We start from the raw sequence: 22,532 nt of genomic DNA, 5'->3' as shown, positions 1-22,532 counted from the left end.
GCGCAACCGACGCTGACCGACCGCGGTCAGTCCTGCGTGGAGTCGTCCTCGGCCGCCGGCAGCACCAGCACCCGGTTCACCACGTCGTTCGCGACGTCCGCGATGCGTGCTTCGTGCGCTCGGGCGTACGAGCGCAGCAGGGTGAAGGCGGTGTCGGGGTCGACCCCGTGCGTGTGCGCCAGGAACCCCTTCGCCTGCTCGATCGACACCCGGCTGTCCAGCGCCGTCTGCAGCTGCTCCTGCACGAGCAGGGCGTGCTCGGCCGTGCGCTGCTGCAGGATGCTGATCGTCGCGACGTCGGTGAGGGCGCGTGCGGCCACCGCGTCCTCGGCGTTCAGCGCGCCCTCGTCCTCGCGGAACAGGTTCATCGACCCGAGCGTGGTGTCGCGCAGGCGCAGCGGGACGGAGTGCACCGAGGCGTACCCGAGCTCGGCGGACAGGGCGGCGAACCGGGGCCACCGGTGCTGCATCTCGTCGCGGTCCGACACGGACACGGTCTGGCCGGTGACGAAGGCCTCGACGCACGGCCCCTCGCCGGCGTCGAGCTGCATCAGCCCGATGAACGCGCTGCGCTCGCTGGTGGAGGCGATCACCTCGAGCTCGTGGTCCGTGTTGGCGAGCAGGATCCCCGCCCCCGCGGCGTCGAAGAGCTCGGCGGCGTTGTCGACCAGGGACTGCAGGAGATCGACGGCGTCGTAGTCCGAGACGAGGGTGTCGGTCAGCGTGACGAACGTGTCCACGAGCTGCTGTTCTCGGGTCCGTGCCATGGCGGTGTCCTTCCTAGGTGTCCGACGGGTCGTGGTCGGTGAAGTCGACCCGTCGAGCGATCACGTCGGCAGCCAGGTCGAGGACCGGGCGGCCTGCGGTGTGTGCGAATGCTCGCAGCAGCAGCAGTGCATCGGCTGCGCCTGCTCCGGTCTGCGCGGCGATCATCCCCGAGGCCTGGTGCACCTCGCGGCGGGAGTACCGGCCGCCGTCCTGGTCGCCGGGTGATCCGTCGTGCTCGGAGCGGAGCAACGCCCGGTGCAGGACGTTCCGCGCCACGACACCGGCCATCGCCGTCGCGTCGCGCACGGCGGACGGTGTGAGGCTCCCGGGGTGCTCGTTGTACAGGTCCACCGCGCCGACGTCGATGGGACCCACGGTCATCGGGAACGCGAAGACCGCGCCGAGCCGGGTCTCGCGCATCGCACCGAGCGCCAGGGGCCACCGGTCCGACGTCGCGGACTGCACGTCCGGCTCCATCACCGGGCTGCTGGTGCGGAGTGCTTCCCAGCACGGTCCCTCGCCGAGGTCGAGCTGGATCTCGTCCAGTCGTGCGGCAGCGTCATCGCTCGCACACACCGTCTCGGAACCGAAGGGATCACCGAGCGTCGAGATCGCGACGCCGTTCACCGGCAGTGCGGACAGCATCGGACCGCAGAGGTCTCCCTGGGTCCCGACGCGGTACAGCGCCGCCATCGAGGCCACGAACCCCTGGCCGGTCACGTGCGGCACCGGTGGTCGGGCATGCAACACCGGCGACCACGAAGTCGGCTGATCATGACACGCCCCTCCGACGGAGCAACTGCTCGGCGACGACGGTACACGACAGGCGGTGCACCAGAGGACCGCTGTCGGGTTCAGCGGTCCCCTGGCACACGAGCACCGGGGTCACCACCCCTGGACCTGTGCTCTGCCACGCGAGGCCGGTCCGGGTGCGCCGTTGCACCCGTGACCCCGCGGTCGGGATCCATCCCGTGCCGCGCGCGGAACACGCTGATGACAGGGTTGCTGTCGTCATGGAGGCACGACCGCTCGGGAGCACGGATGGACGGGATCCAGTGCCCGGGGTCTGGGGGCCACCTGGCCAGCACAGTAGCGGGGAACTGAGGATTCCGCCAGCATCCGGCGACCAGACGGCGGACTGGAGGCTCTCCTCCGGTCCGGTGGGGAGCCTCCAGTGGCGCCATCTGGTCCGGCTCAGCCGCCGAGGACGGCCTTCGCGACGGCGACGGCGACCGCGATGGCCGCCAGGCCGATCCCGGCCACGACGGTCCGCGTCGACGACTTCTCACCACGGATGCGGGCGACGATCGGGCCGATCAACCCCAACCGCACGATGAGGTACACGAGCACCGCGACCTGGGGCACGACGCCCGGCAGGCCGGTCACACACGCCAGTCCGAACACGACCGCCGGGACGACCCCGGACGTCAGCACCGGCAGTGAGTCCCGCAACTCGGCGCGGATGACCGACCACGTCAGTGGTTCGTCGCTGCGTGCTCGTCGTCCCATCGACTCGGCGAACGTGTGCGCGAGGAAGGTCGTGACGGAGGTGGCCAGCACGTACCGGAAGCTGGCCCCCCGCTCGGCATCGACACTCGTCAACGACACGACCGTCGCCAGCGCCACGATGTTGCCGTAGACGTAGGCCGTGATCCGGCTCGAGGCGTCCTCGCGCGAGATCATCCGAGTGGCCCGGGACGTGGCGTCACGCATGCCGGAACCGTAGGCGACCAGCGCGAGGGCTTGCGCTCAGGACGGCGCGTCGAGCCTTCTGACCTGTTCAGGTGGTGTGACACGACGACCGTCTCAGCTGGTCGGCACGACGTCCCAGTGCTCGCGGATCAGCCCGCCGTCCACCCGGAACAGGTCGGCCGCGAGCAGCGGATCGCCCGGCTTCGCGCCGACCGGCTGCGAGAACGTCCACACGATGTCGCCGTCGGAGAGCGAGATGACGGACTGCTGCGCGGGGAACTGCGCGCCGCTGCCGAACAGCTGCTTCAGCGCGGCGGTCCCGTTCGGGGCGACCGGGTTGTGCTGCAGGTACGCGGGGTCGAACGCGCGGTCCAGCACCGACACGTCGTGGTCGCGGAAGAGCGTGTCGTACGCCGACACCGCCAGGGTGCGGTTGTGCTCCTCCTGGCGTTCGGTGGGTGCCGGCGCGGGACGGCCCGCCCGGTACAGGTCGCTGAACATGGTGTTCGTGTTGCCGCTGGCCGGGGTGCCCGTGGCGATCGGCTGGTCGAGCGACCAGTGCTCGACGACCTTGCCGTTCCGCAGTCGGAACAGGTCGACCGCCGCGTCCCCACGGCGTTCGTTGCGCACGTCAGGCGCGATCTGCCAGTGCACGGCGACCAGGTCGCCGTCGGCGGCCAGGTGCTTCACGACGGCCTGCGAGCCGGGCACGCGCTTCCGGTCCGCGGCGAACTCGGCGAGCACGCCCGCGGGGCCGGCGGCCGCGCCGGGGGTGTGGGTCACCGCGTCCGGTGCCACCGTCGCCCGGGCGAGATGCTGGGCGGCAGCGCTGGTGGGGGAGGCGAACGCACCGGTCAGGAGCGTTCGGACGATGCAGCCGTTCCGGTGTTCGGTCGCGGTGTCGCTGCGCGACGCGGTGGTGCCGCCGTCGGCCGGGGTCACGGTCGTGGTGGCCCGGCTCGCGGTTGCGGCACGATGCGTCAGGGGTGCGGCGGCGGCGGTCCCGGCGAGGCCGAGCCCCGAGCACAGGACGGTGCCGGCGACCACGGCGGCACCGGCGGACAGGACGGTCGAGCGGCGACGGCCGCGCGGGGACTTCGTCATGAGGGTCATGGCGATGACGGTAGGTCGGGCACCTTCTCAGCCGGAAGAGCGCACTTGTCCGTACGGTACGCACATGGACGTCGGAATCGCGGTCCCTGGCTCTGTTCCCGCCCCCACCTCGGACGACCCCGTGCGGTTCCCCGCGGCGTGTCCGACGCGAGTGGTGCTCAGTCATGTCACGAGCCGGTGGGGCGTGCTCGTCCTGCTCGCCCTGGGCGACGGTCCGGTCCGGTGGGGTGAGCTGCGCCGGACGATCGAGGGCATCAGCGAGAAGATGCTGGCCTCGACCCTCCGCACGCTCGAGCACGACGGCATCGTCCACCGCGAGGTGTTCCCGTCGGTGCCACCGCGCGTCGACTACTCGCTGACGGAGAGCGGCCGCGAGCTGGCCGCCCGGCTCGTGCCGCTCATGGACTGGATCGTCGAGAACGCGGACGCCATCGTCGACCGCCACTGACCGACGGACCGGCACCGACCGACGGACGGGAGGCTCCCCACCGGACCGGTGGGGAGCCTCCTGTCCGTCACGGGTCCGGGCCAGGGCGGACCGGACCCGACAGGACCGCGGCGGTCACCGCGCCGTCGTGGTGGCACCTCCCGCAACGAGCTTCGCGAGCGTGACGACGTCGAGGTCGGGTGCGAAGGCACTCGCGTTGCCGAGCGTCAGCGCGCCGCTCGTCGTCGTCAGGTCGAGCGGGATGCTCGTGTCCCAGAAGCTGTTCCACGAGTAGCCGTTGCGGAACGTGCCGCGGGTGGTGGCTCCGCCGGCCTCGGTGACGTCGAGGAACCGGTTGACCACCTGCGGGTTGTAGTTGAGGTTCGACGACTGGTCGGCGTTGGCTGCCGAGGCGGTCAGCACGTAGGCGCCGGCTCCGAGGCTCGACGGTCGGGCGAGCGTCGCGGTGTTGCCCGCGCCGTTGCCCAGGAAGCCGAGCTCCGTCACGACGCCGTTCGTGTCGGCGTCACCGTTCGAGCCGGCCGAGGCCGGGATCGTCACCGGCTTCGCCGTGCCCGCCAGGGTGAGGTTCTCGGCCTCGACCCGGACGGCGTTGGCGGACGCGGTGTCGGCGGCGCGCTGTGTCGCTCCCCGGACGGTCGTCACGCCGGTGACGGTCGCACCGTTCGGCGAGCCGACCGTCAGCTCCGAGATGCCCTGCGGCAGCCAGATCCGCGCGGTCGTGCGCCACGAGCCGGCACCGCTGACCGAGCCGAGGGGAACGGAGCGGCCACCCACCCGCAGCGTGAGTGCCGACGCACGGCTGGTGACCGAGTCGATGCTGACGTCCTGGTAGCCGGAGTCGAGCGCGGACACGAAGAACGTGGCCGTAGCCGATCCGGACAGGGCTGCGCCGCCGTTCGCCGCGGTGGTGCTCGAGCCGTAGGTCATGCTCGCGGCACCGGTCAGTCGGGCGTCGGTCGCCGGGTAGGTGTCGGTGTCGCCGTTCGTCACGTCCTGCACGCTGAACCGGTCGAGGGTGACGTCCGCGCCGGGCAGCACGGTGGAGCCGTCCTTGCTCGCACGGAGCGAGAACGTGTGCGATCCGGCGCTGAGCGGCACGAGCACCGAGCTGGTGCCGCGGTAGGTCCAGCTCTGGTCGGCGGAGTACTTCACCAGCTGGTTGAAGGCGTTGTCGACGAACAGCGCCTGCTGCCCGGGCTGCCCGTTCGCGCCACCGAGCACGGTGAGCCGGTAGGTGCCGTTCCGCGGGGCGTTCACGGTCCACGTGGCGGAACTGTCGGCGTTGTCGAAGCTGCCGACGTCCTTGCCGCCCGAGGCCATCCCACTCACCACGTTCGGGTCCTGCGTGAACACCGAGGCGTCGACGAGCGTGGTGTCCTCGGCCTCGGTGCTGACGGTCGACGTGTCGACGGCCGGGCGCGTGGCCCGAGCCGGGGTGACCTCGACCTGGTACGCGGCGTACCGGTCACTGTTCGGGATGGTGACGCTGAGCGTGCCGTTCGTCACGGTCGCCCGCTGCGAGACGATGACGGGCGGCTGCTGGGACAGCCCCTCCTTGCCGTTCAACCGGTCGGCACGGACGGTGACGTCGACGGACGTGCCGAAGACGCTGCTGCTCAGGCCGGACAGGTCGGCCGAGACGGTGTTCGTGCCGCCGCCGAGCAGGACCGTGGCCTTCTTCGCTGCCGTGTCGATCGACGCGACGCCCTGCAGCGTGTCCGTCGTGTTCGCCTGCGGCGGGGTGACGGTGGCCGTCGTGCCGGTCAGGTCGCCGTACCACTTGTACAGCCACCACCCGCCGTTCGCACTGTTCGTGCGGGACGAGTTGTCGTTGAGGTTGCCGGCGTAGTTCCAGTACGCGGTCTGCGCGTCGACCTTCTGGTCCTCGAACATCGAGATCCACTGCACCAGCTGTCCGGGCACGCCCATGTCGCGGGGGTTGCCGTACTCCGTGATGTCCACCGGGATCGCCGGCAGGCCGAGGTTCGCCAGGATGCCGCGGTAGCTGCTCATGTGGCCGCGGAAGTCGGCCAGGCTGCCGGGGCTGAGCTCGTGCCAGATCGTGACGTCGGGCAGCTGCGACTGCGCCTTGGCGTACGTCAGGAAGTCCGTCGTCCGGTCGCTGTGGAAGGCGCTGTCGCCCATCGCGCCGATCCGGGCGTGACCGAGTCCGTGCTCTGCGTACACGCCTTCGATGGTCTGGTACACCGCTGACCAGTCCGCGAAGAACTGCTGCTTCTGCGTCGACCAGTTCGGGTACCAGTCACCGTCGGGTTCGTTGAACGGGATGAACACGTACTGCTTCGGGTGCGCGGACTGCGTGGCGATCGTCTCGGCCTCCTGCTTGACGATCGGCAGGTAGTCCCACACCCCGTCCCCGTTCGCGTCGCCGGGTCGGTTGCCGCCGTTGTACGGGAAGTCCGGGTACTGGTCCTGCATGTACACGTACTCGTCCTTGCCGGCCCCCGCGAAGAACGACGGCTCGACACGCAGGGCGTCACCGGTGGGGTGTTGTGCGCCTCCCGGTGGCTTCTGCGACGTGTTCGTGATGTGGTCACCGTCGATGAGTGCCTGCGTGGGGTTGCCCGGATCGCCCAGGCCGTAGAGCGTGCCGGCGGCCCCACCGCGGACGGCGCCGGTCGACGACCCGAACGCGACCCCGAGGTGGTCGACCGTGGCGGCGGACGCGGGGGAGACCCCGACGATCCCGAGGGCGGCCACCGAGGCGGCGGCGAGTGCGGCCACCGAGACGGCTGCGATGGTCCTGGTCGCGCGATGGCGACGTGGTTCGACAGGTCGTTGCACTGCGTACTCCTTCGTACTGACGGCCCCCGATGTGGGCCCTGTCGGACCGTAGGACGTGAAAGCGATTTCAACAAGAGGGTGATCCGCAAGTGTTCAGGAAACGAATGACTTGATAGCGATTTCACGAAATCGCTTGCGCGGCGCTCTGAAACCGCTACCATCGCCGCTGTGGGCCCGACGACGGACCCGCACGACGAGGAGGCAGCGTTGCCACACATCGACTGGACGCCACCGGGGGTCCACCTGCAGTTCCGCCACGACGAGGACAGCCCGCTGCGGCTGACCCGGTTCGTCGGCGTCGCAGCCGATGCGTGCCTGGGTGACGGCGTGCCGCTCGTCGAGGTCCTGGCCGTCGGGCTCGGTCACACGCTCGCGAACGACCGTCTGGTGCAGACCTCGATCGGCGCGGCGCTCCGTTACCGGTCGCACGCGATCGAGGACGAGCGACAGGCCGGCGACACCCTGGTGCTGCAGCTGGCCACGGCACCGGGCCCCCGAGCGGTGTCGGTCGAGGTCGTCCTGCGCGCGGCCGACGGCGCCGTCCGGGTCGTGTCGACCGTGCACAACACCGGCAGCGCGCCGCTGGTGCTGACCGCCGTGACCAGCTGGGTGAGCGGCGTCGGACGACCGGCCGCCAGCACCGCGTCGACGGCTCGGGTACTCGACGCCGCGGACTGGTCGCTCGTCGCGGGCACGAACGACTGGCTGGGCGAGGGGCGCTGGTCCACGACCCCGCTCCGTGGCGACCTGCTGCCGGACCTGCACGAGTCACTCACCGGCAACACCCCGCGCTCCGCCGTCGTCCGCACGGCAGTCGGCACCTGGTCGACCGGCGGGGACCTGCCCGTCGCGGCGCTGTCGTCGCCTGGCCTGACCTGGCTGTGGGAGATCGAGCACAACGGACCGTGGCGCTGGGAGGTCGGCCAGCACATCGACGACTGCTACCTCGCGCTGTCCGGGCCCACCGACCGCGATCACCAGTGGTCGCTCGCCCTGGCGCCGGACGAGACGTTCACCACCGTGCCGGTCACCGTGACCCTCGGCGCGGACCTGCCGACGGCGGTCGCTGCCCTGACGGGTGCGCGCCGACGGAACCGTGTCGCACACCCGGACAACACCCGGCCGAGCATCGTGTTCAACGACTACATGAACACGCTCGACGGCGACCCGACCACCGCGAAGCTGCTGCCGCTCGTCGCTGCAGCGGCTCGCGTGGGCGCCGACACGTTCTGCATCGACGCCGGCTGGTACTCCGACGCCCCGGACTGGTGGGACACGGTCGGGGCCTGGCAGCCGTCGACCACGCGCTTCCCGAACGGCCTGGCCGAGGTCAGCGACGCCATCCGGGCCGCCGGCATGACGCCCGGGCTGTGGCTCGAGCCCGAGGTCGTCGGGGTGGACAGCCCCGTCGCCGACACCCTGCCGCCCGAGGCCTTCCTGCAGCGCCGTGGCCAGCGGGTCGAGGAGCACCGCCGGTTCCACCTGGACCTGCGGCACCCCGCCGCTCGGGCACACTTGGACGCCGTCGTCGACCGGCTCGTGCAGGACTTCGGCATCGGGTTCTTCAAGCTCGACTACAACATCGACGGCGGCCCGGGCACCGACCGCGACGCGGACAGCGTCGGGATGGGCCTGCTCGAGCACAACCGGGCGCACCAGGCCTGGCTCGACGAGGTCATCGAGCGGCACCCGACGCTCGTGCTCGAGAACTGCTCGTCGGGGGCGATGCGGATGGACGCCGCGCTGCTGTCCCGCACGCAGCTGCAGTCGACGTCCGACCAGCAGGACCCGATGCGCTACCCGCCGATCGCCGCGTCCGCCGGGCTGTCGATGCTGCCCGAACAGGCGGCGAACTGGGCCTACCCGCAGCCCGACCTGACCGACGAGCAGAACGCGTTCACGCTGGTGACGGGGCTGTCCGGACGGTTCTACCTGTCCGGGCACCTCGACCGCATGACCGACGACCAGCTCGACCTGGTGTGCCAGGCCGTCAGCACCGCCCGCGACCTGCACCGCGACCTGGCCGACGGCACGCCCGCCTGGCCACTCGGACTGCCCGGCTGGACCGACCGCTGGGTCGCCGCCGCCCGGCACGCGCCCGACCGGACCGTCGTGTCCGTCTGGGACCGCGGAACCGGCGTCGGCGAGACCGAGCTGCGCTTCCCCGAGCTCGCGGGGCGCGACCTGCGGGTCACCACGATCTTCCCGCGCGACCTGCCGACGTGGCAGGCCGCGTGGGATGCCACCACCGGCACCCTGTCGGTCCGCTCCACCGTCACACCCCCGACGGCGCGGACCCTCACCCTCACGCCGACGGCGCCGTCGGACTGAGGAACCACCACGAGCACGACCGAACACCCGAGCACGACCGAACACCCCCAGCACGACAGACACCCCGAACACCTCCCGCACACCTCACACCAAGGACGAACATGAAGCACGCATGGAAGGGCGCCGTCGCCGTCGCCGCCGTGACCGCTGCCCTCCTCACCGGTTGCAGCGACCCCGGATCCGGCACGACGACGGGCTCCGGCTCGGTCACCTGGCCGAGCCAGACCGCCGACCTGAAGGGCACCACGCTGACCATCTGGGCGGCGCAGAACTCGAACAAGACCCCCGCGTCGGTGATCAGCGGCTTCGAGAAGGCCACGGGCGCGACCGTCAAGGTCGTCACCATCCCCGATCCGTACGAGCAGGGTGTCCAGACCAAGGTCGCCACAGGGGACAAGCCCGATCTGGCGTTCTGGCAGCCCACCGCGTCCGAGCTCACCTCGCTCAACGCGAAGCAGAACCTGCAGCCGCTGACCGGCGCCCCGTGGACGTCGAAGTACACCGCCAACCTGGCCGACATCACCGGCAAGCTCGACGGCACCCGGTACGCCGCACTCGTCAGCACCCCCGCGGTCGAGGGCGTCTACTACAACAAGGACGTCCTGGCGAAGGCCGGCATCACCTCGACGCCGAAGGACTGGGACGCGTTCCTGGCCGACGCGAAGACCCTGAAGAGCAAGGGCGTCACGCCGTTCTTCGAGATGGGCGGCGACAAGTGGGCCACCCAGTGGTGGGTGCAGGTCCAGCTCGCCGACGCCGCCAAGCGGGGCCTGTGGAAGGGCATCAACGACGGCTCGACGAAGTTCACCGACGCGACCGTGCAGAAGGCCGTCGACAACTACGACGACCTGATCAAGCAGGGCATGTTCAACAGCGACATCAAGACCGCCACGTTCGAGGACCAGGGCAAGGCGTTGCTGGCCGGCGACGCGGGCATGGTCATCCAGGTCAACTCGTACTTCAACCAGCTGCAGACGCTGGCCAACACCAGCGAGCTCAACAGCAAGATCGGCTTCTTCCCGATCTCGCCGTCCGGCAACGTCGGCACCTTCATCCCGGACCAGAGCAACGCGCTGGTGGCCTTCAAGACCGGCAACGACAAGCAGGAAGCCGCGTCGCGCCAGTTCCTGTCGTACTGGATGGGCAAGGGCTACGCCGGATTCGTGAAGGACCAGGCGACGGTGTCCATCGAGAAGGGCGTCGACACCCCGTCGACCGTCCCGACCGCGCTGAAGGACGCCGCAGCAGCGGTGCCGGACGCCGTCGGGTCGATGCAGGCCGAGGCGATCGCGAACCCCGACCTGTACATCTACCTGGCCGACATGATCCAGGGCACCAAGACCCCGGACCAGGTCACCCAGGCGACGCAGCAGCAGTTCGCGCAGCTCGCCAAGGCGCAGGGCGCCAAGGGCTTCTGAGCCCAGCCGGCTGACGACCGACGGGAGGCTCGTGGCGGTCCCGCACCGAGCCTCCCGTCCGACAGCCGCCCACCCCACGAGCGCACCACCAGCACCAGAGGACCCTCATGACCGCACAGCTCACCCCCCGGCGGACCCGGCCGTCCCGGCCGGAGCCGCCGACCAGCACCCGCGTCCCGACGCCGGGCCGCGCCCGCCGGCAGGACCACCCCCTGTGGTTCCTGGTGCCCGCGCTCGTGGTCCTGGTGGTGTTCTTCTTCATCCCGACGCTGTTCAACTTCGTCTACGCGTTCACGAACTGGTCGAGCTTCCACAGCGACATCGCGTTCGTCGGCGGTGACAACTTCGCGGCGCTGTTCCAGAACGGCACGCTCATCGCCGACCTGCGCACCACGCTGGTCTACGCCGTGCTCGTCGCGGTCTTCCAGAACCTGTTCGGACTGGTGCTGGCGCTCGTGCTCGAAGCCGACACCCGGGTCAACCGCATCGCCCGCACGGCGTTCTTCGTGCCGGTCGTGATGTCCGCGCTGGCCGTCGGGTACATCTTCCAGGCGCTGCTCAAGCCGACGGGTGGCCTCAACGCGATCCTCGGCACACTGCTCGGTCACGAGGTGTCGATCGCCTGGCTCGGCAGCACCACCTGGACGCTGCTGGTCGTCGCGCTCATCCACGCGTGGAAGTGGATGGGGCTGTCGATGCTCATCTACCTGGCCGGGCTGAAGACCATCCCCGGCGACGTGCTCGAGGCCGCGCGGATCGACGGGTCCGGCTGGTGGAGCACCTTCCGGTCCATCCGCTTCCCGCTGCTCGCGCCGGCCGTGACGTTCAACGTCGCGACGGCACTGCTCGGGTCGATGAACGGCTTCGACATCGTGCAGGCCACCACCGCCGGAGGTCCCGGCGGCACCACCGAGCTGCTCAACATCTTCATCTTCCGCACCTTCGGGCAGGGGCTCTTCGCCCAGGCCACCACGATGAGCCTGTCGCTGTTCGTGATGGTCACCCTGCTCGCCTTCCCCGTCATCTACTTCCTGCGCAAGCGAGAGGACGTGCTCTCATGACCGTCGCCCAGTTCCCGCTCCGACGTCGTCCCCGCATCCGATGGGTGCAGCCCGTGGTCGCGCTCCTGCTCGTCGTCGTGCTGCTCGGCGTGCCGTTCTGGATGGTCGTCGTGACCGCCGGCAAGACCCAGGCCGAGGCGCTCGACCCGAACCTGTCGCTGCCGAGCCACTGGCAGCTGCTGCAGAACTTCGGCACCGTGCTCAGCCAGGGCCGCATGGTGCCCGCGTTCCTGGGCAGCATGCTCGTCATGGTGCCGTCAGTGATCGGCGTGCTGGTGCTCGGCTCGATGGCGTCGTGGGTGCTCGCCCGCCGCAAGAGCCGGCTGGTGTCGGTCGTCTACGCGCTCGGCATCAGCGGCATCGTGCTGCCGCCGGCCGTCGTGACGATCGTGCTGCTGCTCCGCCAGCTCGGCCTGGCCGGCACCGCGGTCGGCATGATCGGTGTCTACATGGGCATGTACCTGTCGACGGTGATCTTCTTCGTCACCGGGTTCGTCCGCACCATCCCGGTCGAGCTCGAGGAGGCCGCGCGCGTCGACGGTGCCGGGCCCGTGCGGGTGTTCGTCCGGATCATCCTGCCGCTGCTCGGCCCGACGCTGGCCACGGCGACGATCCTGATCTGCCTGTACATCTGGAACGACGTCTTCTACGCCCTGTTCGTCGTGGGCGGGCGGCTCGACACCCTGCCGCTCAACCTGTACCAGGTGGCGTCGAGCGGGCTGTACCTGCAGAACTGGCACCTGATCTTCGCCTACATCATCCTGATGAGCCTGCCGCTGCTGGTCACCTTCGTGGTGATGCAGCGGAAGATCATCGCCGGGATCACCAGCGGCGCGGTCAAGTGAGCGTGGTCGTCGGCAGGTCGTATCGTGATGGCACGATGACCCCGCCACGCCGCGACAAGCCAGTGACGATCAGCGACGTGGCGAAGCTCGCCGGCGTCTCCGTCCCCACGGTCTCCCGCGTGCTCACCGGGGCGGCGAAGGTCAGCGAGGAACGCCACCGCCGAGTGCTCGACGCCATCGCGAGCCTGGGGTACCGGCCGAGTGCCGCGGCGCAGGCCCTGGCGTCCAGGCGGTCGAACGTCATCGGGATCGTCGCGGGCAACACCTCGCGCTACGGGTACGCCGAGGCGATCCGCGGGGTCGAGGAAGCCGCACGCACCGCGGGCTTCCTGAGCTTCATCGTGGTCGTCGAGACCGTCGGCGACGCCGACGTCACCGCGGCGACCGACGCCGTGCTGCGCCAGTCGCCGGCCGGGGTCGTCGTGCTGAAGTTCGACCCGCCCGGCGTCGCCGCCCTGGCCGCGCTCCAACCGCACATCCCGGTCGTGGCGCTGTCCGGGGTGCCCGAGAGCGGGGTGCCCCAGGCGGTCCTCGACGAGTCGCACGCGGCCGCCGCGCTCACCCGGCACCTGCTCGGACTCGGGCACCGGACCGTGCACCACGTCCGCGTCCCGCCCTCGGGGAAGGAGGACGGTCGTACCTCGGGTTGGCGCCGTGCGTTGCTCGAGGCGGGTGCCGTCCTGCCGCCGGTCCGCGACGTGTCGTGGGACCCGCGCAGCGCCTACGAGGTCGGCCGTGTCATGGCCGCCGAACCCGACGTCACAGCGGTGCTGTGCGGCAACGACGAGACCGCGATGGGACTCATCCGCGGGCTGCACGACGCGGGCAAGCGCGTGCCGGCCGACGTCAGCGTGGCCGGGTTCGACGACCACCCGCTCGCCGCGATGTTCGTGCCGTCGCTGACCACCGCGCGGCAGGACTTCGCCGAGCTCGGACGCCACGGGATGGCGCAGCTCGACGCACTGCTGACCGGTGCCGCCCCGCTCGCGCTCGAGACCGTCGACCCCCCGGTGCTGATCCGCGAGAGCACCGCTGCCCCGGCCGCGTCGGACTGAACCGATCCGCCGCCGTGATCGACTCCGGACGTCCCACGATCTACGACGTGGCGACCGTGGCGGGGGTGTCGCACCAGACGGTGTCGCGGGTGCTGAACACGCCCACGACCGTCGCGCCCGTCACCCGGCAGCGGGTGCTGGCCGTCATCGCGTACCTGGGGTACGAGCGCAACGTCGAGGCCGAGCGGTTGGGTCGGCTCACGAAGCGCTGAGCGATCGCCGCCGTTGCTCGCACATGACCATCACCGCCGCATGGTTCTCGCCGACCGGCTGCGCGTCACCGGGTCGGTGTCGTCGGCATCGGGACGTCCGTCCGACCTGCGAGTCCGACACGGCTCCTCCGCTGCGGTCCCGTCCGGCCGGACCCCGCGATCACCTGGCGTGCCGCCACCTCGATCAGCACGTGCAGCACGCTGGCGAGTCCGAGGGCGGTGACGAACGCCGCTGCGGCCACCAGCGCGTTCTCCGGAGCGGTGCGGGTCGCCGCTGCGGGGAGCGACGCCAGCACGCTCTGCAGCACGAGCACGTGCACCAGGTAGAAGGCGAACGAGCGTTCACCGAGGCCCACCAGCAGCGGTGAGGCGAGCACGGACGGCCGGCGCTCGCGGTCCCACCGAGCGAGCGCGGGCAGCAGCAGCGCGAACCCGATCGCCGTGTACCCGGTGAGGGCGAGCGGCGTGCTCCGCAGCAGGTTCGCCACGGCGAACCCGAGCACGGTCAGGGTGAGCGGCACGGGCAGGCGCGGTCCCCGCCACGCGCCGGAGCGCACCAGACACGCACCGACGACGCCGAGCACGAACTCCGGGAACCGCGCCGGCGGCCACGTGTCGGTGGACAGGTCGCCAGGCAGCAGGTGCAGCGACGTCGGCACGAGCAGCACCGCGGCCAGGGCGAGCGCGCCGACGGTCCACAGCGCCCACGCGGGAGCTCGGCGCAGCGGCACCATCAGGAACGGGAACACGGCGTAGAAGAAGGCCTCGCACACCAACGACCACGACACCGGGTTGCCTGCCTGCCACCACGGTGCATGCCAGGCGCTCACGAGCAGGACGTTCGCCACCAGGGCCCTGGCGCTCAGGGTCGCGATGCTCGGCACGAGGGTCGCCGCCACGACCAGGGCGAGCGCCACGGTGACCAGGTGCAGCGGCACCACGCGTGCGATCCGGCGACGCCAGAACCGCAGCGGACCGGTCCCCGGCGCGTCGGTCCACGCGAGGACGAACCCGGACAGCATGAAGAACAGGGACACGCCCGTGGCGCCGGCTCCGGCCAGTCCGCTCAGCAGGGTCGCCGCCTTCCCGGTGAAGAAGCCGACGGTCGTCAGGTGGAAGGCGAAGACCGTCCCCGCGGCGATCCACCGCAGCCCGGTCAGGGACGGCAGGTGAGAGTCCCGGGGAGCTGGGGAGACGTTCGTCGTCATGGTGGTCCGATCCGCGGCGGGTGCCGCATCGGAGTCCATGAGACCGAGCGCGGTGTTCGGGCAGCGTCCGGCGAATCGCAGACGCTGGCCGTACCCGCGGTGTGGTGGACTGAGCGAACTGACCAGGAGGTGGCTCATGCGGGTGCTCATCGTCGAGGACGAGGTGTTCCTCGCCGAGGCCGTCCAGACCGCGCTGCGGCTCGAGGCCATCGCCGCTGACGTCGCCGGCGACGGCGAACGCGCGCTCGAGCTGGTCTCGATCAACGACTACGACGTGGTGGTGCTCGACCGCGACCTGCCGGTGCTGCACGGTGACGATGTGTGCCGGGCCCTCGTGGCGGACCCCACCTCGCCGCGCATCCTCATGTTGACGGCCGCCGCCGAGCTGTCGGACCGGGTGGCGGGCCTGCAGCTCGGGGCGGACGACTACCTCGGCAAGCCGTTCGAGCTCGAGGAGCTCATCGCCCGGATCCGCGCGCTGAACCGTCGGAGCCGTCCCGCACTGCCGCCCGTGCTGGAGTCCGGCGACGTGCGGCTCGACCCCTTCCGCCGTGAGGCCTACCGTGCGGGTCGCTACCTGCACCTCAGTCGCAAGGAGTTCGCCGTGCTCGAGCTGTTGCTGCGGGCCGAGGGCGGCGTCGTCAGCGCCGAGCAGCTGCTCGAGAAGGGGTGGGACGAGTCCGCCGACCCGTTCACCAACGCCGTCCGCATCACGATCTCGACGCTCCGCAAGAAGCTCGGCGACCCCGCCGTCCTGCACACCGTGCCGGGCGTCGGATACGTCGTCGATCCGGACCGGGCGGGCGTGTGAACCGCCCCCGGCGCCTGTCCATCCGCCTGCGTCTGACACTGACCTACACGCTGCTGATCCTGCTCACCGGCGCCTCCCTGCTGGCCGTGGTGTTCGCGGTGCTCGCCATCGTCCCCGGGTACGCCTTCACCGCCGGGCCCTTCCCGTACGGCAGAACCGGCGGCGACCTGTACACGGTGCACGACCGCGCCGACGTGCTGCGGTTGTTCGTGATCGTTGCCGTCCCGGCACTGCTGGTGGTCGGCGGCATCGGCGGTGTCGTGAGCTGGGTCGTCGCAGGACGGCTGCTCCGACCGCTGCAGGACGTCGTCCGCACCGCGGAGCTGTTGGACGAGACGAACCTCGACGCCCGGATCACCGTGTCGGGCGCGCACGACGAGATCCACGACCTGGGCGCGACGATCAACGCGATGCTCGACCGGCTCGAGGCGTCGATGACGGCGCGCGGCCGGTTCGCCGCGAGCGCCGCGCACGAGCTGCGGACACCGCTGGCGACGATCAAGACGATGGCGCAGGTGGCACTGCGGACCGCGACCGAGCCGGACACGATCCGGACGTTGACCCGGGTCGCGACGACGGCCGACCAGATGACCGCGATCACGAACGCGCTGCTCGATCTGGCCCGTGGCGCTCCGGACACCGAGACCCATCCCGTCTCACTGCGCACCGAGGTCGCGGCAGTGGTGCAGGCAGAGGCGCCGGCGCTCACCGCCGCGGGCGTCGCGGTGCGGGTGGCGCTCGACGAGGGCGTCGTGCTCGGATCGCGTGCCCTGGTCCGGCAACTCGTCGCGAACCTGGTCCGGAACGCGATCGTGCACAACCACCGGGACGGCTGGGTCGTGGTCACGGTGGACGACTCTGACGGCGTGCAGCTGACCGTGGAGAACACCGGCCCGGTCATCCCCGCCGCCGAGGTCCCCCGACTGGTCGAGCCGTTCCACCGGATGCAGCGGACGCGCAGCGCCGGCAGCGGGCACGGGCTCGGGCTCGCGCTCGTGCAGAGCATCGCGACGGCGCACGGGGCGGAGCTCACGGTGGCCGCGCGGGACGGGGGCGGGCTGGTCGTTGCGGTCCGCTTCGCCGCCCACGACCAGGGCGGCGACGCTTCCACGTAGGGCGGACGACGTCGTCCGCCACAGCGATGTGGACGCCGTGGCTGCCGAGCGCCGACCGTCCGTCATCGCGCGCAGCCGCCCACCCGGACCGGGATCGCGATCGCGCGGCTGGCCGATCTGGTGCACGATCCCCGAGGATCTTCGACCGGATCGGCCATCGCTGGCGCAGCACGTGGTCGTGGCCCACGCGGGAGCACGAGCTGGAGACGCCGCGTTCCCCGCTGCCGACAACACGGCGGGGCCGCGGTGGTCCAGCGCGCGCCCGGCGACGCTGCCCGCGGGAACCGAACGCTCCCGCGTAGGGTGCGGAGCATGGTCGACGACGCCACCGCCCTGCCCCATGACGCGGTCCTGCTGGCCGGGGGACGGGCCTCCCGGCTCGGCGGCGTCGACAAGACGGCGCTCGTGACGGGCGGCACCACCCTGTTCGACCACGCGCTCGCCGCGGCCGACGGTGCGACCCACGTCGTGGTGGTCGGCCTGCGCCACGGACGGGCCGCACCCGACCACGTCATCCGTGCCCGTGAGGACCCGCCCTTCGCCGGCCCGGTCGCAGCGCTCGATGCCGGCCTCGGAGCGCTCCCGGGCTCCGCGCCGTTCACCCTCGTCCTGGCCTGCGACCTCGTCCGCCCGCAGCAGGCGGCGGCCGCGCTGCTCGCGGCGCCCGAGCGGCACGCCCCACACGACGGTCTCATCGCCGTCGACCAGGCCGGCCGCCGCCAACCCCTGCTCGCGCTGTACCGCACGGCAGCGCTCCGCGACGCCCTCGACCGGCTCCGTGCGACGTCGGGCACGCTCGAGGACCTGTCCATGCGACGACTGCTGGCAGCGCTCGACCTGGTCGAGGTCGTGCTGCCCTCGGTGCTGTGCGCGGACATCGACAGCGCCGAGGACGCCGACCGGCTGCTTGACTGAACCCATGACCACCAACGACGTCCTGACCGCGTGGACGGCCGAGCTCGCCGAGGCACTCGCGCTGCCCGACGGCTTCGAACTCGACCTCGACGTCGTGCTCGACCTGGCCCGCGACGCCGCACACGGGGTCGCCCGACCCGCTGCACCGCTCACCACGTTCCTGGTCGGCTACGCCGCCGGCCTGCGTGGAGGCGCCCCGGCGGACGTCACCGACGCAGCCCGGACCGCGACCGACAGGGCGCTCGCCCACGGCACGGACGGCGACACCGCGCAGTGACGTCGCACCTGTCGTGGTCGGCGGCACGCGACGAGGCACATCGCCAGGGCAGCCTGCTGACCGGCGCGCCCGTCACGCTCGACCTGGTCGCCAGCCTGGGCCGGACCCTCGCCGCCGACGTGCGGGCACCCGGTGCCGTGCCGGCACACGACGGCGCGGCGATGGACGGCTGGGCCGTCGCGGGCGCCCCACCCTGGAGGCTCGGTGCGGCGATCGTCGCCGGTGCGGCTCCGTCGACCCGGACCCTCGAGCCCGGGCACGCCCGCCCCGTCACCACCGGGGCGCCCGTCCCACCCGGCACGACGAGCGTCGTGCGGTCCGAGGACGCCCACGTCGACGACACCGGCCGGCTCGTGCAGGACACCGTGTCGACCCGACGGCACATCCGACCCGCGGGCGAAGAGGTGACGCTCGGCGACCTGCTGGTGCGAGCAGGCAGCGTGCTGACCCCGCCGCGGGCAGCGCTCGCCGCGGCCTCCGGTGTCGACCGGGTGTCCCTGGCCCCGGCGCCGACCGTGCGGGTCGCGGTGCTCGGCGACGAGATCGTCGGCGCCGGTGTCCCGCAGCCCGGGCAGGTGCGGGACGTGTTCACGCACACGCTGCCCGGGATCCTGCGCTCGTTCGGCGCCGACCCGGTCGGGGCCGTGCGGGTGCCCGACGACCGCGCCGCGACGACGGCTGCGCTCGCCGGCACCGGCGCCCGACTGGTCGTGACGACCGGCGGGACGGCGGGCTCGTCGACCGACCACGTGCGCGGGGCCCTCGATGCGATCGGCGCGCAGCTGCTGCTCGACCGGGTCGAGGTGCGCCCCGGTCGCCCGATGCTGTTGGCGCGCCGCGACGACACCCTGTACCTGTGTCTGCCCGGCAACCCGATGGCCGCCATGGTCGGGGCCGTGCTGCTCGGCGAGCCCCTGGTGGCGGGGCTGCTGGGGCGTCCGCCGGCGCCGACGTCGACGGTGCGCCTGGCGGTCGACGTGCCGAACGACCGGCCGGGCGCGCTGGTGCTGGCGTACGTGCTCGACGACCACCCCGACGGCGACGACCGTGACCACCGCGCCGTCCCGGCGAACCGCCAGACGTCGGCGATGCTGCGGGGACTCGCCGATGCGGACGGGCTCATGGTGGTGCCGACCGGCGGCGCGAGCGCGGGCGACGTGGTCCCGACGCTGCGGCTGCCCTGGTCGTGATGCGCGTCGGCTGAGGGTCGCCCTTGGTCAGCGCCCCCGCGGGTGGTAGACCCGACCCATGAACCGGATCACCGCGCGCAAGCGTGTCACCCGCGTCACCGTCGGGACCTCGAGGGCCGTGCGCGACGACGTCCTGGCGGTCGAGGAGCCACTCGAGATCCGCGTTGGGGGCTCGGCGCTCGCGATCACCATGCGGACACCCGGGCACGACTTCGACCTGGCCGCCGGGTTCCTGGTCAGCGAGGGGGTCATCGCGCAGGGCGACGACTTCGCCGCGGCCCGGTACTGCGCGGGTGCGACGGACGAGGGGCTCAACACCTACAACGTGCTCGACGTCACCCTGGCCGCCGGTGTGCCCGCGCCCGACCCCAGCCTGGAGCGCGCGTTCTACACGACCAGCTCGTGCGGGCTGTGCGGCAAGGCCAGCATCGACGCCGTCCGCACGAAGTCCCAGCACGCCGTCCTGCACGACGACCTGGTGGTGGACCCGGCCCTGCTGGCGACGTTCCCCGACGTGCTGCGCGCCGAGCAGGCCGTGTTCGAGAAGACCGGCGGGCTGCACGCCGCGGCACTGTTCGACGGACGGACGGGTCGCATGCTCGTGCTGCGCGAGGACGTCGGCCGCCACAACGCCGTCGACAAGGTCATCGGGTGGGCGGTCAAGGAGGACCTGCTGCCGCTGACCGGCATGGTGCTCATGGTCTCCGGTCGTGCCAGCTTCGAACTGACACAGAAGGCGTCGATGGCTGGCATCCCCGTCATGGCGGCGGTGTCGGCGCCGTCCTCGCTGGCCGTCGACCTGGCGACCGAGGTGGGTGTGACGATCGTCGGGTTCCTGCGGGGCCAGAGCATGGTCGTCTACAGCCGACCCGACCGCATCACCGAGGCGACCGCCGCGGACGAGACCCACCACGCGACCGAGCCACATCACGCGACCGAGACAGTGAGCGCATCATGACCGAGAAGCCCCCCGTCGCCGACGTGACCGACGCCGACATCACCGTCGGCGAACCGAAGGAGTGGGCGGCCGGCGTCCCCGGTGTGCTGCACTCGATGGGCCCGGCGATCGAGCAGCTCGGCGTCGCCCGCACGCTCAAGCTCATGACCTCGCTGAACCAGAAGGGTGGGTTCGACTGCATGAGCTGCGCCTGGCCCGACCCGGACAAGCGCAAGGTCGCCGAGTTCTGCGAGAACGGCGGCAAGGCGGTCGTGTGGGAGGCCACGCCGGTGCTGGTGCCGCGCACGTTCTGGTCGGAGCACTCGATCACCGACCTGCTCGACAAGACCGAGTACTGGTTGGGCATGCAGGGCCGTCTGACCGAGCCCGTGTGGAAGCCCGCCGGGTCGGACCACTACGAGCCCGTCAGCTGGCAGAAGGCGTTCGAGCTGATCGCGGCGAAGCTCACCGGCCTGGACAGCCCCGACCAGGCGTCGTTCTACACGTCCGGTCGCACCTCGAACGAGGCGGCCTTCGTCTACCAGCTGTTCGTCCGGGCCTTCGGCACCAACAACCTGCCGGACTGCTCGAACATGTGCCACGAGTCGACGAGCCTGGCGATGGCCGAGGTCGTCGGCATCGGCAAGTCGACGATCGCGTACGACGACTTCGAGGAGACCGAGCTCATCATCGTGATGGGCCAGAACCCGGGGACGAACCACCCCCGCATGCTCACCGCGCTCGAGGACGCCAAGCAGAACGGCGCCTCGATCGTCGCGGTGAACCCGCTGCCCGAGGCCGGCCTGCGCCGCTACAAGAACCCGCAGAAGGTCCGCGGGGTCGTCGGCCACGGCACCGAGATCGCCGACCAGTTCCTGCAGATCCGCCTGGGCGGCGACATGGCCCTGCTGCAGGCGATGTCCAAGCGCGTCATCCAGGCCGAGCTCGCCGCACCGGGCACGGTCGTCGACCACGCCTTCATCGCCGAGCACACCAGCGGCTACGACGCGTTCGTCGAGCACGCGCTGCAGGTCGACGACGACGAGGTGGTCCGTGCGACCGGCCTGACCGTCGAAGAGATCGACGAGGTCGCCGACCGCTACATCCGGTCGAACCGGACGATCATCACGTGGGCGATGGGCATCACCCAGCACACCAAGGCCGTCGACACGATCAAGGAGATCATCAACCTGCTGCTGCTGCGCGGGAACATCGGGCGTCCCGGTGCCGGCGCCTCGCCCATCCGCGGCCACAGCAACGTGCAGGGTGACCGCACGATGGGCATCTGGGAGCAGATGCCGGACTCGTTCCTCGACGCCCTCGGCAAGGAGTTCCACTTCGAGCCCCCGCGCGAGCACGGTGTCGACGCGCTCAAGGGCATCCAGGCGATGCAGCGCGGCGAGGTCAAGTTCTGGATGGGCATGGGCGGCAACCTCGTCGCCGCGATCTCGGACACGCAGCTGGCCGAGGCGGCGTTCCGCGGCACCGAGATGACCGTGCAGGTGTCGACGAAGCTCAACCGCTCGCACGCGGTCGTCGGCGACGAGGCGCTGATCCTGCCGACGATGGGCCGTACCGAGATCGACGTGCAGGCGTCCGGGCCGCAGTTCGTCTCGGTCGAGGACACCGTCTGCTCCGTGCACGGCAGCCACGGCCAGGTGCCCCCGGTCGCTCCGGGGCTGCTGTCCGAGGTGGCGATCGTCTGCGAGCTCGCCCGCGCCACGCTCGGCGACCGTGTGGCGATCGACTGGTCCGCGATGCAGGCCGACTACGGGGTCGTCCGCGACCACATCAGCCGTGTCGTGCCCGGGTTCGACGACTACTCCCGCCGCGCCGGCAGCAAGGAGGGCTTCGTCCTGCCGAACGGCCCGCGCGACTCGCGCACGTTCGCGACCGAGACCGGCAAGGCGATGATCACGGTCAACGAGCTCGAGCACGTCGAGCGCCCCGAGGGCACGCTGCTGCTGCAGACGCTGCGCTCGCACGACCAGTACAACACCACGATCTACAGCCTGAACGACCGCTACCGCGGCATCAAGAAGGGCCGGCAGGTCGTGTTCGTCAACCCGCTCGACCTGGCCGAGCTGGGCCTGACCGACGGCCAGCACGTCGACATCACGACCGTCTGGCACGACGACCTGGAGCGCGTGCTGCGCGGCTGGCGCGTGGTGGAGTACCCGAGCGCGCGCGGCTGTGCGGCCGCCTACTTCCCCGAGGCGAACGTGCTCGTCCCGCTCGACAGCGCTGCCAAGGGCAGCAACACCCCGGTGTCCAAGGCGGTGCCGGTCCGGCTGACGCCCACGGCGGCCTGACGGGAGGCCCGTGGCG

At 71.3% G+C, this 22,532-nt stretch carries 20 protein-coding genes; 14 read left to right on the top strand and 6 right to left on the bottom strand.

All coding sequences use genetic code 11. The features are described 5' to 3' along the window. Positions 1 to 26: 26 nt before the first annotated feature. The 4 genes from MT346_RS16735 to MT346_RS16720 all read right to left on the bottom strand — a co-directional run bounded on the left by MT346_RS16735 (position 27) and on the right by MT346_RS16720 (position 3,573). A complete protein-coding gene (locus MT346_RS16735; protein WP_243564224.1) occupies positions 27 to 767 on the bottom strand; it encodes a GAF and ANTAR domain-containing protein in 741 nt (246 codons plus the stop codon). Between the two features lie 13 nt (positions 768 to 780). Next, on the bottom strand, positions 781 to 1,488 hold the full coding sequence (locus tag MT346_RS16730; protein WP_243564223.1) for a GAF domain-containing protein: 708 nt from the start codon (positions 1,486 to 1,488) through the stop codon (positions 781 to 783). Positions 1,489 to 1,962: 474 nt separating this feature from the next. Then, positions 1,963 to 2,481 (bottom strand): hypothetical protein, encoded by a 519-nt coding sequence (locus MT346_RS16725; RefSeq protein ID WP_243564222.1) that lies wholly within the window; start codon positions 2,479 to 2,481, stop codon positions 1,963 to 1,965. Between the two features lie 93 nt (positions 2,482 to 2,574). After that, positions 2,575 to 3,573, bottom strand: a complete 999-nt coding sequence (locus MT346_RS16720) for a nuclear transport factor 2 family protein (RefSeq protein WP_308221919.1) — start codon at positions 3,571 to 3,573, stop codon at positions 2,575 to 2,577. A gap of 64 nt (positions 3,574 to 3,637) precedes the next feature. Between MT346_RS16720 and MT346_RS16715 the strand changes: the two genes are divergently transcribed. Beyond that, positions 3,638 to 4,021 (top strand): helix-turn-helix domain-containing protein, encoded by a 384-nt coding sequence (locus MT346_RS16715; protein ID WP_243564221.1) that lies wholly within the window; start codon positions 3,638 to 3,640, stop codon positions 4,019 to 4,021. Positions 4,022 to 4,135: 114 nt separating this feature from the next. Here MT346_RS16715 and MT346_RS16710 read toward each other — a convergent pair whose 3' ends face one another. Then, the gene (locus tag MT346_RS16710) at positions 4,136 to 6,829 is read right to left on the bottom strand and encodes a hypothetical protein (protein WP_243564220.1); all 2,694 of its coding nucleotides are present in this window, start codon (positions 6,827 to 6,829) and stop codon (positions 4,136 to 4,138) included. A gap of 168 nt (positions 6,830 to 6,997) precedes the next feature. Between MT346_RS16710 and MT346_RS16705 the strand changes: the two genes are divergently transcribed. From MT346_RS16705 to MT346_RS16680, 6 genes are all read left to right on the top strand, one after another. Next, positions 6,998 to 9,160, top strand: a complete 2,163-nt coding sequence (locus tag MT346_RS16705; protein ID WP_243564219.1) for a glycoside hydrolase family 36 protein — start codon at positions 6,998 to 7,000, stop codon at positions 9,158 to 9,160. A gap of 101 nt (positions 9,161 to 9,261) precedes the next feature. Next, positions 9,262 to 10,578: an ABC transporter substrate-binding protein gene (locus tag MT346_RS16700; RefSeq protein ID WP_243564218.1), complete on the top strand. Its 1,317-nt coding sequence runs from the start codon at positions 9,262 to 9,264 to the stop codon at positions 10,576 to 10,578. 107 nt (positions 10,579 to 10,685) lie between these two features. After that, on the top strand, positions 10,686 to 11,639 hold the full coding sequence (locus MT346_RS16695) for a carbohydrate ABC transporter permease (protein ID WP_243564217.1): 954 nt from the start codon (positions 10,686 to 10,688) through the stop codon (positions 11,637 to 11,639). Beyond that, the gene (locus tag MT346_RS16690) at positions 11,636 to 12,484 is read left to right on the top strand and encodes a carbohydrate ABC transporter permease (protein ID WP_243564216.1); all 849 of its coding nucleotides are present in this window, start codon (positions 11,636 to 11,638) and stop codon (positions 12,482 to 12,484) included. Before MT346_RS16695 ends, MT346_RS16690 begins: the two co-directional genes overlap by 4 nt. Positions 12,485 to 12,519: 35 nt before the next feature. Beyond that, on the top strand, positions 12,520 to 13,539 hold the full coding sequence (locus MT346_RS16685; protein ID WP_243564215.1) for a LacI family DNA-binding transcriptional regulator: 1,020 nt from the start codon (positions 12,520 to 12,522) through the stop codon (positions 13,537 to 13,539). Positions 13,540 to 13,553: 14 nt separating this feature from the next. Then, positions 13,554 to 13,751: a LacI family DNA-binding transcriptional regulator gene (locus MT346_RS16680; protein WP_308221918.1), complete on the top strand. Its 198-nt coding sequence runs from the start codon at positions 13,554 to 13,556 to the stop codon at positions 13,749 to 13,751. Positions 13,752 to 13,816: 65 nt separating this feature from the next. Here the strand turns inward: MT346_RS16680 and MT346_RS16675 are convergent, their stop codons facing one another. Beyond that, a complete protein-coding gene (locus MT346_RS16675; RefSeq protein ID WP_243564214.1) occupies positions 13,817 to 15,097 on the bottom strand; it encodes an acyltransferase in 1,281 nt (426 codons plus the stop codon). Between MT346_RS16675 and MT346_RS16670 the strand changes: the two genes are divergently transcribed. From MT346_RS16670 to MT346_RS16640, 7 genes are all read left to right on the top strand, one after another. After that, positions 15,096 to 15,770 (top strand): response regulator transcription factor, encoded by a 675-nt coding sequence (locus MT346_RS16670; protein WP_243564213.1) that lies wholly within the window; start codon positions 15,096 to 15,098, stop codon positions 15,768 to 15,770. The two genes, MT346_RS16675 and MT346_RS16670, sit on opposite strands and share 2 nt — an antisense overlap. Then, positions 15,767 to 16,885: a HAMP domain-containing sensor histidine kinase gene (locus MT346_RS16665; RefSeq protein WP_243564212.1), complete on the top strand. Its 1,119-nt coding sequence runs from the start codon at positions 15,767 to 15,769 to the stop codon at positions 16,883 to 16,885. The genes MT346_RS16670 and MT346_RS16665 overlap by 4 nt, the downstream gene beginning before the upstream one ends. 312 nt (positions 16,886 to 17,197) lie before the next feature. Beyond that, on the top strand, positions 17,198 to 17,800 hold the full coding sequence (locus MT346_RS16660; protein WP_243564211.1) for a molybdenum cofactor guanylyltransferase: 603 nt from the start codon (positions 17,198 to 17,200) through the stop codon (positions 17,798 to 17,800). A 4-nt stretch (positions 17,801 to 17,804) separates the two neighbouring features. Further along, positions 17,805 to 18,077 (top strand): DUF6457 domain-containing protein, encoded by a 273-nt coding sequence (locus tag MT346_RS16655; protein ID WP_243564210.1) that lies wholly within the window; start codon positions 17,805 to 17,807, stop codon positions 18,075 to 18,077. Beyond that, the gene (locus tag MT346_RS16650) at positions 18,074 to 19,267 is read left to right on the top strand and encodes a molybdopterin molybdotransferase MoeA (protein WP_243564209.1); all 1,194 of its coding nucleotides are present in this window, start codon (positions 18,074 to 18,076) and stop codon (positions 19,265 to 19,267) included. The genes MT346_RS16655 and MT346_RS16650 overlap by 4 nt, the downstream gene beginning before the upstream one ends. A 58-nt stretch (positions 19,268 to 19,325) precedes the next feature. Then, positions 19,326 to 20,225 carry a formate dehydrogenase accessory sulfurtransferase FdhD gene (gene fdhD, locus MT346_RS16645; protein ID WP_243564208.1) on the top strand — a complete coding sequence of 300 codons (900 nt, stop codon included), beginning with the start codon at positions 19,326 to 19,328 and terminating at the stop codon, positions 20,223 to 20,225. Next, complete coding sequence (locus tag MT346_RS16640) at positions 20,222 to 22,516, top strand: FdhF/YdeP family oxidoreductase (RefSeq protein WP_243564207.1); 2,295 nt, start codon at positions 20,222 to 20,224, stop codon at positions 22,514 to 22,516. The genes fdhD and MT346_RS16640 overlap by 4 nt, the downstream gene beginning before the upstream one ends. Positions 22,517 to 22,532: the final 16 nt, after the last annotated feature.

It is taken from the genome of Curtobacterium sp. VKM Ac-2922 (assembly GCF_022815645.1).
Classification (GTDB): Bacteria; Actinomycetota; Actinomycetes; order Actinomycetales; family Microbacteriaceae; genus Curtobacterium.
The sequence above is the reverse complement of the archived record's forward strand: the minus strand, read 5'-3'. Positions and strand labels throughout refer to the sequence as shown.

Bases quoted from the DNA above. Each gene is read 5' to 3' on its own strand.
- MT346_RS16735 (WP_243564224.1), bottom strand. From the start codon at position 767: ATGGCACGGACCCGAGAACAGCAGCTCGTGGACACGTTCGTCACGCTG.
- MT346_RS16725 (WP_243564222.1), bottom strand. From the start codon at position 2,481: ATGCGTGACGCCACGTCCCGGGCCACTCGGATGATCTCGCGCGAGGAC.
- MT346_RS16720 (WP_308221919.1), bottom strand. From the start codon at position 3,573: ATGACCCTCATGACGAAGTCCCCGCGCGGCCGTCGCCGCTCGACCGTC.
- MT346_RS16715 (WP_243564221.1), top strand. From the start codon at position 3,638: ATGGACGTCGGAATCGCGGTCCCTGGCTCTGTTCCCGCCCCCACCTCG.
- MT346_RS16700 (WP_243564218.1), top strand. From the start codon at position 9,262: ATGAAGCACGCATGGAAGGGCGCCGTCGCCGTCGCCGCCGTGACCGCT.
- MT346_RS16695 (WP_243564217.1), top strand. From the start codon at position 10,686: ATGACCGCACAGCTCACCCCCCGGCGGACCCGGCCGTCCCGGCCGGAG.
- MT346_RS16690 (WP_243564216.1), top strand. From the start codon at position 11,636: ATGACCGTCGCCCAGTTCCCGCTCCGACGTCGTCCCCGCATCCGATGG.
- MT346_RS16685 (WP_243564215.1), top strand. From the start codon at position 12,520: ATGACCCCGCCACGCCGCGACAAGCCAGTGACGATCAGCGACGTGGCG.
- MT346_RS16670 (WP_243564213.1), top strand. From the start codon at position 15,096: ATGCGGGTGCTCATCGTCGAGGACGAGGTGTTCCTCGCCGAGGCCGTC.
- MT346_RS16675 (WP_243564214.1), bottom strand. From the start codon at position 15,097: ATGAGCCACCTCCTGGTCAGTTCGCTCAGTCCACCACACCGCGGGTAC.
- MT346_RS16660 (WP_243564211.1), top strand. From the start codon at position 17,198: ATGGTCGACGACGCCACCGCCCTGCCCCATGACGCGGTCCTGCTGGCC.
- MT346_RS16655 (WP_243564210.1), top strand. From the start codon at position 17,805: ATGACCACCAACGACGTCCTGACCGCGTGGACGGCCGAGCTCGCCGAG.
- fdhD (WP_243564208.1), top strand. From the start codon at position 19,326: ATGAACCGGATCACCGCGCGCAAGCGTGTCACCCGCGTCACCGTCGGG.
- MT346_RS16640 (WP_243564207.1), top strand. From the start codon at position 20,222: ATGACCGAGAAGCCCCCCGTCGCCGACGTGACCGACGCCGACATCACC.